This is a genomic window from Micromonospora sp. NPDC004704, assembly GCF_053601675.1.
Window position 1 is genome coordinate 43,309 of record NZ_JBSGCD010000044.1, and the last position, 10,065, is coordinate 53,373.

At 70.9% G+C, this 10,065-nt stretch carries 6 protein-coding genes; 5 read left to right on the plus strand and 1 reads right to left on the minus strand.

Features of this window, described 5'->3' with window-relative positions:
* Nucleotides 1-22: 22 nt before the first annotated feature.
* From ACWEFB_RS34245 to ACWEFB_RS34260, 4 genes are all read left to right on the plus strand, one after another.
* Entirely contained in the window at nucleotides 23-694 is a 672-nt protein-coding gene (locus ACWEFB_RS34245; RefSeq protein WP_452292143.1) for an SIMPL domain-containing protein, read from the plus strand.
* 10 nt (nucleotides 695-704) lie between these two features.
* Nucleotides 705-1,343 carry a nucleoside/nucleotide kinase family protein gene (locus tag ACWEFB_RS34250; RefSeq protein WP_452292145.1) on the plus strand — a complete coding sequence of 213 codons (639 nt, stop codon included), beginning with the start codon at nucleotides 705-707 and terminating at the stop codon, nucleotides 1,341-1,343.
* A gap of 203 nt (nucleotides 1,344-1,546) precedes the next feature.
* Nucleotides 1,547-4,645: a putative bifunctional diguanylate cyclase/phosphodiesterase gene (locus ACWEFB_RS34255; protein ID WP_452292147.1), complete on the plus strand. Its 3,099-nt coding sequence runs from the start codon at nucleotides 1,547-1,549 to the stop codon at nucleotides 4,643-4,645.
* Between the two features lie 118 nt (nucleotides 4,646-4,763).
* Complete coding sequence (locus tag ACWEFB_RS34260) at nucleotides 4,764-5,681, plus strand: DUF559 domain-containing protein (protein ID WP_452292149.1); 918 nt, start codon at nucleotides 4,764-4,766, stop codon at nucleotides 5,679-5,681.
* Between the two features lie 90 nt (nucleotides 5,682-5,771).
* Here ACWEFB_RS34260 and ACWEFB_RS34265 read toward each other — a convergent pair whose 3' ends face one another.
* Complete coding sequence (locus tag ACWEFB_RS34265; protein WP_452292151.1) at nucleotides 5,772-6,329, minus strand: sugar O-acetyltransferase; 558 nt, start codon at nucleotides 6,327-6,329, stop codon at nucleotides 5,772-5,774.
* A gap of 214 nt (nucleotides 6,330-6,543) precedes the next feature.
* On the opposite strand from ACWEFB_RS34265, the gene ACWEFB_RS34270 reads away from it, so the two are divergent.
* Nucleotides 6,544-9,939 (plus strand): S8 family serine peptidase, encoded by a 3,396-nt coding sequence (locus ACWEFB_RS34270; RefSeq protein WP_452292153.1) that lies wholly within the window; start codon nucleotides 6,544-6,546, stop codon nucleotides 9,937-9,939.
* Nucleotides 9,940-10,065: the final 126 nt, after the last annotated feature.

A 10,065-nucleotide genomic window follows, 5' to 3' on the forward strand; every position in this document is an offset into this window, starting at 1 on the left:
GCCGACCCCTAGGGTTGGGGACATGGTCGATGGTCCGGTGGTGGTGGTACGGGGCGAGGCGTTTCGTGAGGTGCCGCCCGAACTGGCGCGTTTCCAGGTCACCGCGACCGCGCGGGACAAGGATCGGCAGGCCACCCTGGCCCGGCTCGCCGAACGGGCCGAGGCCGTACGCACACTGATCGACTCGTACGGCGCCGCGATCGAGCGCCGGGAGAGCGGCCAGTTGCAGGTGTACCCCGAGGTCAAACGCGCCTCCGAACGGGTGGTCGCGTACCACGGCAGTGTGAGCACGACGGTGACCGTCACCGACTTCACCGTGCTCGGTGAACTGATGCTGCGACTGGCCGACCGGGACCAGACGCAGATCGCCGGCCCGTGGTGGGAACTTCGGCCGGGCAGCCCGGTCCACCGGGAGGCGCGCCGGGCCGCTATCGGCGAGGCCGTCGACCGGGCCCGGGAGTACGCCGACGCGCTCGGCGCCCGGGTGACCGCCCTGGTCCAGCTCGCCGACGCCGGCACCGACCAGCCCCGGCCGATGATGATGGTCGGCTCGGCGCAGAGCTACCGGGCCAAGGGCGCGATGGACAGCGTGCCCGAACTCGACCTCGATCCACAGCCGCAGAGCATCCAGGCGAGCGTCGAGGCGCGGTTCACCATCAGCGAGCCGACGGTGCTCGCCGAGCCACGCGACTGAGCCGGCAGTCGTGCCCGTACCGGCGCAGCCGTACACCTTCGACCAGCTTGTCGCGCGGGCCCGCGCCCTCGCCGGAGCCGGCCCCCGTCGAATGCTCGGCATCACCGGCGCACCCGGCGCCGGCAAGTCCACCCTGGCCGGTCGGTTGGTCGACGCCCTCGGTCCGACGGCGGCACTGGTCCCGATGGACGGTTTCCACCTCGCCGAAATGGAACTGCACCGGCTCGGCCGGCACGCCCGCAAGGGTGCCGTCGACACCTTCGACGGCGCCGGTTTCGTCGCCCTGATGCACCGGCTGCGTACGGTCGTCGACACCACCGTGTACGCGCCGGAGTTCCGCCGGGACCTGGAGGAGTCGATCGCCGGGGCGATCGCCGTGCCGCCGCAGGTACGGCTGGTGGTCACCGAGGGCAACTACCTGCTGGTGCCGACCCTGCCCTGGGGTGAGCTGCGCGGGCTGCTCGACGAGGTGTGGTTCCTCGACCTCGACGCGCCCGAGCGGTTGCGGCGGCTCACCGAACGGCACATCGGCTTCGGTCGGGCGGCGGTCGAGGCGGCGGCCCGGGCCCGTGGCACCGACCAGGTCAACGCCGACCTGATCGAGACCACCGCGATCCGCTCCGATGTGGTCGTACGACTTTCCGAATGACACATCGGCCGGGGTTGCCGGCAACCGGTGCCAACCAGGTGAATATCCCTCGCCGAGAGTCGTGTACCCGACGCGGGCGCCCATCGGAGTGAACCACTACCCGGCGGGGTGATAGCGAAGCGCATCGAGGACTGGTAAACCGGGCGGACAACGTCGTTTCGGTGGGATCGGGACGTTGACTTTCGAACATCGACAGGAGGCCCGTGTCCGCACGGAAGGTATTGACCTGGTACGCCGTTGGAATGGGCGTACTGGTCGGCTGTTTCTTCGCCGTGCCGGCGCTGCGTACCGTCCTGTCCGGGCTGGTGGGCCTGGGTGGCGCGGCAGCCGTCGTGGCCGGCGTACGGTGGCACCGCCCCCGCCGCGGATACACCTGGTGGCTGCTTTCCGCCGGCATGGCGCTGCTGGCCGTCGGCGACCTGCTCTACAGCTTCGACGCCGGGTTGCCGAGCGATGCGCCGGCCTCGGCGGCGGACGTTTCCTACCTGTTGATGTTTCCGCTGATCGGCGCGGGACTACTCGGACTCACGAGATCAAACATTGTCACCCGTGACCGCTCCCAGTTCTTCGACTTTCTGATCTTCAGCACCGCCGCCGGATTCCTGCTATGGATCTTCGTCCTCGCTCCCTACCTGACCGAGCCCGGAGTGAGCCCGTTCAGCAGGTCGACCCTGGCCGCGTTCGCCCTGGCCGACCTGCTGGTGCTGGCGACCACCGTCCGGCTGCTGACCAGCACTCGGATCAACCCTGCCGCCGTACTGCTGGTGATCGGTGCCGCCGGCATGCTCGCCGCCGACCTGGGCTACGGCATCGCCCTGCTCGACGACGGCTGGCAGCCGGGTGGGCCGTTCGAGCTGGGCTGGTTCGCCTTCTCCGTCTGCTGGGGCGCCGCCGCCCTGTACCCGGACATGACCCGGCTCACCGAACCGGCGCAACCACGGCAGATCGAGGTCGGCCGGCTGCGACTCGTGCTGCTCGGGATGGCCGCCGTACTCGCCCCGGCGGTTCTGCTCCTGCAGGCCGTGACCGGTGACGTACGCGACGGCACCGTGATCGCGGTGGTCTCCGGGGTGATGTTCGTGCTGGTCCTCAGCCGGCTCGCCGACGCCGCCGACGCGCACCGGCTCGCCGTGACCCGGGAGCGCAGCCTCCGCAAGGCCGCCGCCGACCTGGTCTCGGCGACCGCCGCCCGCGAGGTCGACCGGGCGGTACGCGCCGCGATCGCCCGGCTGGTGCCCAAGCACGCCGCGCACCGGGTGGTGTTCACCGTCAACCGGGCCGACGGGGTGCCGGCGGTGGCGACCAGCATCTGGGGCCCCACCGTCAACGAACCGTCCGCGTACTACCCGGCGCCGAGCGTGGCGACCGCCCGCCGGACCCGGGTGCTCCGGGTGGGCGCGCTCCAGCCGGCGCTGGCCGAGCAGTTGGGACAGTTCAGGACCGCCGTGCTCTGCCCGCTGGTGCTCGACGAACGGGCCACCGGACTGCCCCGCGTCGGCGCGCTGCTCGTCGCCGCCGATCCCGAGGTGCTCGCCGGGCTGCGCGACTCGCTGGAGGTGCTGGCCGCACAGGTGGCGCTGGCCCTGGAACGGATCGGGCTGAGCCAGGAGATCAGCCGCCGGGACAGCGAGGCGTACTTCCGCAGCGTGGTGCAGAACGCCACCGACGTCATCCTGGTCGTCGACGACGACCGGTCGATCCGGTACGCGAGCCCGTCGGTCCGGACCGTGATCGGCATCGAGCCGACCGACTGCACCGAACTGACCTCGGTGGTGCACCCCGACGACCAGGAGATGCTGGACGATCTGCTGGAACCGGTGCACGCGGCCGGGGAGTGGGCCGACTGGACCGTACGGCGCCCCGACGGGGAACGGATCCACCTGGAGGTGAGCTGCCGGGACCTGCGCCGGGACCGGACCGTCCGGGGGCTGGTGGTGACGATGCGGGACATCACCGAGCGGCGCCGGCTCGAACAGGAGCTGACCCACCGGTCGATGCACGACGTACTGACCGGACTGGCCAACCGCGCGTCCTTCCAGGACCAGGTGTACGCCGCCGTCGGCCACTCCCGGCGCAGCGGCCGTACGGTCGGGGTGCTCTGCGTCGACCTGGACGAGTTCAGCTCGGTCAACGACGCCCACGGTCACGCCGTCGGCGACGGACTGCTGATCGCGGTCGGGCAGCGGCTGCGGGAGCTGGTGGGCGTCACCGGTCTGGTGGCCCGGCTCGGCGGTGACGAGTTCGCCGTCCTGGTGCCGGACGCGGAGAACCCGGAGCAGGCCGAGCAGCTCGCCGACGAGATCATCCGTGCCCTCGCCGAGCCGCTCGCCGTCGGCGACACCCTGGTCAACGGTTCGGTCAGCGTCGGCGTGGCGACCAGCGCCGACGCCACCGACGCGGGCGAACTGCTCAAACACGGCGACCTGGCCCTGTACGTGGCGAAGGGTGCCGGCAAGGGCCGGTGGTGCCGCTACCAGTCGGAGCTGCACACCGCGATCGTGCAGCGGCTCGAACTGCGTACCGCCCTGGCGGAGGCGGTCGAGCGGCGCAGCTTCGTGGTCGAGTACCAGCCGATCGTCGAACTCCGCAGCGGTGCCGCCGCCGGATTCGAGGCACTGGTCCGCTGGCACCACCCCGGACGTGGGCTGGTCCCGCCGGACCAGTTCATCGCGTTGGCCGAGGAGACCGGCCTGATCGAGCAGATCGGCGACTGGGTGCTGCGCCAGGCGGTCGCCGCCGCCGGCCGGTGGCGGCAGGACCGGCCACCGACCGCCACGCCGTACGTCAGCGTCAACGTCTCGGCCCGGCAACTGCGCGCCGGTGGTTTCGTCGACCGGGTACGCGACGCGCTGTCCACGGCCGACGTACCGCCGACCCTGCTCATGCTGGAGATCACCGAGAGCCTCCTGCTCCGCGACGACGACCGGGTGTGGGCCGAGCTGACCGAACTGCGGACCCTCGGCGTACGGGTGGCGATCGACGATTTCGGGACCGGGTTCTCGTCGCTGAGCTACCTCCAGCAGATGCCGGCCGACGTGATCAAGATCGATCGGTCGTTCACCGCTACCGTCGCCTCGTCCCGCCGGCAACTGCTGCTCCTGGAGGGCATCATCCGGCTGGCCGGAACCCTGAGCCTGGACATCGTCGCCGAGGGGGTGGAGACCGAGGAGGTACGGATGCTGCTGATGGACATGGGCTGCGCCTCCGGCCAGGGCTACCTCTTCTCCCGCCCGCTCGGCGAGGAGGACGCCAGCCGGTGGGGCCCGCAACGCCGTACCCCCGCCCCGATCCAGCGCGGCTGACGCATCCCGCTTACCACAGCGGCGCTTGATCGGGTTGTTTTCCACAGCCGTCGAGGTTGTCCACAGGGCAGCTTCGCGCCGATTGCCGGCGTAGCAGGGCTCGGGCACCCTCGGCCGGGTGGACCCGGAACTGCGTACGCTGCTGGTGGCGGGCGGCGGCCTGGTCACCCGAGCGGCCAGCAAGCGGGCGGTGCCGGGATGGGCGATCGACAACGCCCACCGGTCCGGGGCGCTGCGGCGGGTGCTGCCCGGGGTGTACCTGGACCCGGATCGGGAGAGCGAGCCGGACCTCCGGTGCCGGGCGGCGCTCGCGTACGTCGGTGACCGGGGTGCGCTGAGCCACACCACCGCGCTCTCGCTCTGGGGATGTCGCGAGTGGGTGCCCGACGCCGAGGTGCACGTGACCGTGCCCGCGGCGGTACGGCTGCGTTCCTTTCCCGGCCTCGTACTGCACCGGGTCGACGGGTTCGAGCCGGAGCCGCCGTACGCGGTGCGTCGGCAGGGCCGGCCGGTGACGCGGCTGGAGCGGTCCCTGGTCGACTCGTGGCCGCTGCTGCCGGTGGACGAGCGCAGGGCAGTGGTCATCGAGGCGGTCAACGGGCGGATGACCACTGTGGCGCGTCTGGGCGATGCCCTCGCGGGCGCACCCAGGTTGGCTGGTCGCCGGGAGTTCCGGGTACTGCTGGAGCGGCTGGCGATCGGCTGCCGCAGCCCGCTGGAGATCTGGGGTCACGAGCGGGTCTTCAGCGGGCCGGGCATGCCGACCTTCCTCCGTCAGGAGCGGGTACGGGTTGCCGGGCGGGCCTTCGACCTGGACGTCTACGCCGAACGGGAACGGGTCGACTTCGAGTTGGACGGGGCGGCCTGGCACGGCGACCGACGGCAGCGGGAGGCTGACGTACGCCGGGACGCGCTGCTCGCCACGCTCGGCATCCTGGTGGTCCGCTTCACCCACCGCCGACTGACCCACGAGCCGTCCGAAATCCGCCGCGAGATCCTGGCCATCCTCGCCGCCCGCAACTCGCGTCTCTGTTGATCCACGCGCTCTCAGCTGTTCCTGAATGCCCCCGGCCAACAGCTCAGAGCGCAATGATCATGAATCCAGTGCGACCCGGCGGGCGGCAGGCTAGGGGAGGTGGCGGTGGATTCGGGCGGGGTTGCCCAGGGCGATGACGTTGGGGGGTAGGTCTCGGGGGACGACGGCGCCGGCGCCCACCACCGTGTTCTCGCCGACGGTGACACCGGCGAGGACGATGGCGCCGCCGCCGAGCCAGACGTTGTCGCCGATGACGATCGGTTTGGCAGCCTCCCACTTGGCCCGGCGTGGCTCGGGCTCGGTCGGGTGGGTGGGCGTCAGCAGTTGGACGTTCGGACCGATCTGTACGTCCGCGCCGATCGTGATCGGTGCCACGTCGAGCATGACCGCACCGTAGTTGACGAAGGTGCCGGAGCCGATGCTGATCCGGTAACCGAAATCGCAGTAGAACGGTGGGCGTACGCCGACCCCGTCGCCGACCGATCCGAGCAGTTCGACGAGGAGTTGTCGACGCAGTTCCGGAGTGCCGACACTGCTTGCGTTGAAGCGTTCCATCAGCAGTGCCGCCCGTTGGGCGTCGGCGATGATCTCCGGATCGTCGGCGAGGTACAGCTCGCCCGCGAGCATTCGTTCCTTGTGCGAGGCCATCGCTTTCCTCCGGATTGTGCGACCACCGTAGGCGCGCCGGAGCTGGCCCTGCCTGCCGCGATCCGTCCCCGCGATGATCATTGCGTCGAATGTGGGGGGGAGCGTCGGAAATGATCACAAGCGATTGAATGGTCTAATTCTAGATAGCCTTGGGGCTATCCGATGCATACCCAGTATGCAATGCTGACCGGTGTCCATGCAGGACCTGGCATCCATGAGATGTCGACCGGGGAGGTTTGCGTTGCAGTTGCCCAGGAGATTGACCGCAGTCGTACTAGGGGTCGGGTTGGTGCTGGGCACCGGCTCGGCCGGCCTGGCCGCACCCGTACCGACGGCGGCGAAGCCGTCGACCGCGGCACCGACCGCAGGGGCCAAGGCCCAGCCGGTGACGGTGACCCTGCTGACCGGTGACCGGATCACGCTCGCCTCGCCCGACGCCCGGGCCGGCGCGGTCCAGCCGGGCAAGGGACGCGAGAAGATCCAGTTCATCGTCAACCGGGAGCCCGACGGCCTGTACGTGATCCCACGGGATGCGTCCGCGCTGATCCGGTCGGGCCAACTCGACCGGCGACTGTTCAACGTCACCGGGCTGGTGCAGGCCGGATACCACGATTCCGCGCGCGACAACCTGCCGCTGATCGTGACGTACGGCGCCGGAGCCCGGGCCTCGGCCGCAGGCACGCTGCGGGTCGCGGGTGCGCAGGTCACCCGGGAACTACCGGCCATCGGCGGGGCCGCGGTCGCGGCCACCAAGGCCGGTGCCGGTGCCTTCTGGGCCGGTGTCACCACGGGCCAGGGCGGTGCCCGTACCGCCACCGCCGCCGGGATCGAGAAGATCTGGCTGGACGGCAAGCGGCAACTGACCCTGGACCACAGCGTTCCCCAGATCGGTGCGCCGGCCGCGTACCAGGCCGGATTCACCGGCAGTGGAGTCATCGTCGCGGTCCTCGACTCCGGGGTCGACGTGAACCATCCCGACCTGGTCGGCAAGGTCGCCGACGCGCAGAACTTCAGCGAGGAGGCCGAACCCGGCGACATCGTCGGACACGGTACCCACGTCGCCTCGATCATCGCCGGCAGTGGCGCCGCCTCCGGCGGCAAGTACCGGGGCGTCGCGCCCGACGCCACCCTGGTCTCCGGCAAGGTCTGCGAGGAGTACGGCTGCACCGAGTCGGCGATCCTCGCCGGGCTCCAGTGGGCGGCCGTGGACAAGCAGGCGGACGTTGTCAACATCAGCCTCGGCGGCTACGACGGCCCGGAGATCGACCCGATCGAGGAAGCCGTCAACACCCTCACCGCGCAGACCGGCACGCTTTTTGTCATCGCCGCCGGCAACGACGGCTCGGACGCCTCGGTCGGCTCGCCGGGCAGCGCGGATGCCGCCCTGACCGTCGGTGCGGTGGACCGCGACGACAAGCTGGCCGACTTCTCCAGCCGCGGCCCCCGGACCGGCGACGACGCCGTGAAGCCCGACATCACCGCGCCCGGTGTCGAGATCGTCGCGGCCAAGGGCGCCGGCACCGAACTCGGCGCGCCGGTCGGCGAGCACTACGTGACCCTCTCCGGCACCTCGATGGCAACCCCGCACGTGGTCGGCGCGGTCGCACTGCTCGGACAGCAGCACCCCGACTGGACCGCGGCACAGTTCAAGGCGACCCTGATGGCCTCGGCGAAGCCCGACTCGACGCTCACCGCGTACCAGCAGGGAGCCGGCCGGGTCGACGTGGCCCGCGCCATCACCCAACCGGTGACCACCGACCCGGCCAGTCTCTCGTTCGGTCGCACCATCTGGCCGCACGCGGACGATGCGGTCGTCACCCGGACCGTCACCTACCGCAACCCCGGCACCACCGAGCTGACCCTGGACCTGGCCCTCCAGGTGACCGGCCCCGAGGGCGTGGCCGCACCGGCCGGTCTGTTCACCACCAGCGCGGCCCGGGTGACCGTGCCGGCCGGTGGTCAGGCGGCGGTCACCGTGACCGCCGACACCAGCGTGGCCAGCGCCGACGGCTACTGGTCCGGCCGGCTCACCGCCACCGCCGGGACAACCGTGGTGACCACCCCGGTCGGGGTGAACAAGGAGGTCGAGAGCTACGACCTCACGCTCACCCACCTCGACCAGACCGGCGCGGTGCCCGTCGAGTACAGCAGCCTGCTGGTCGGGCTCGACCGGTTCCTCTTCGCCAGCGTGTACGACGAGGACGGGACCGCGACCGTACGGCTACCCAAGGGCACCTACGGCCTGAGCACCATGATCTTCCGCGAGCGGGCCGAGGAGGAGTACGACTCCACCATGCTGGTCCAGCCCGAGCTGATCATCGACAGGAACACCAGCATCACGGTCGACGCACGCAAGGCCCGGCCGGTCGAGGTGACGGTGCCCCACCGTTCCGCCACTCCGGCGCTGATCGACGTCACGGCCAACTGGTCGACGGACGAGTTCGGGTACGGCACCAGCGTGCTGGCCGACACGTTCGAGGGCCTGTACGCCGGCCAGCTCGGTACCGGCGGGGCGATGGAAGGCTTCGTCGGCCAGATCGGCAGCCAGTGGGCCGAGCGGGATTCCGAGGGCGGCTTCGCCAACAGCCCCTACTTCTACGCCGTCGCCGAACAGTTCCCCGGCCGGTTCCCGAACGGGTACGTGCGCCACTACCGGGACCGGGACCTCGCCACGGTCAGCAACGAATTCCGGGGCGCCGCGGCCGGTCAGGACGCGCACCGGCTGCTGTTCCCGGTCTTCCCCGAGGACATGGGTGGCTGGGCGGTCGTCCTGCCGGTGACGCTGCCGGGGCAGCGGGTCGAACACCTCGGCACCAACGGCGGGGTGCGCTGGGAGTCCGCGCTGGAGTTGAGCGTGCCGGGCGACGACGGCTGGCCGGTGCTCCAGGCCGTCCTGGAGACGCCGCCGACGGCGTACAAGGCCGGGCGGGAGTACCAGGACGTCTGGAACGAGGCGCCGTACGGTCCGTCCTTCCCCGAGTCGCGTTGGCCGGAGTCGGGCATCACCCGGCAGGGGAACACGATCGTGGTCGCCCTGCCGATCTACAGCGACGCGGCCGGGCACGGGGGTGGCTCGCTCACAACGACCGCCCGTACCGCTCTCTACCGCAACGGCAAGCTGGTGGGTGAGACCCCGGAACCCGGTTTCGGCGTGTTCGAGGTGCCGGCCGGTCGGGCCGACTACCGGGTGGTGGTGTCGGCGACCCGGGACGTCTCGGATCTGGCGACCTCGACGGAGGCGGCGTGGACGTTCCGGTCCGGGCACGTGCCGGGCGACGAGTTCGCCAAGCTGCCGGCGACGGCGATCAGGTACACGCCGAAGCTCGACGTGACCAACGCCGCCCCGGCGGGCAGGGCGTTCGACATCCCGGTCAACGTGCAGCGGCAGCCCGGCGCGCCCGGTGCCCAGGTGCGGCGGCTGACCGTGGAGGTCTCGTACGACGACGGGCGTACCTGGCGGGACGCGGAGGTCCGGTCGACGAAGTCCGGTTGGGTGGCGAGCGTACGGCACCCCGGCGGGGCGAAGTACGTCTCGCTGCGCGCCAAGGCGACCGACTCGGCCGGTGACACCGTCACCCAGCAGGTGATCCGCGCGTACAGGCTGAAGTAGCAGGAACGGGAAACGGGGTGCCGGCTCGGTCGAGCCGGCACCCCCGAATAGAAACGGGGCAAACGTAGCCAGCAAGGCGGGGGTTAACAACATTCCGAGTCCGCAGCGGGGCGCGGCCTACACGGC

Bases quoted from the DNA above. Each gene is read 5' to 3' on its own strand.
- ACWEFB_RS34245 (WP_452292143.1), top strand. From the start codon at position 23: ATGGTCGATGGTCCGGTGGTGGTGGTACGGGGCGAGGCGTTTCGTGAG.
- ACWEFB_RS34265 (WP_452292151.1), bottom strand. From the start codon at position 6,329: ATGGCCTCGCACAAGGAACGAATGCTCGCGGGCGAGCTGTACCTCGCC.
- ACWEFB_RS34270 (WP_452292153.1), top strand. From the start codon at position 6,544: ATGAGATGTCGACCGGGGAGGTTTGCGTTGCAGTTGCCCAGGAGATTG.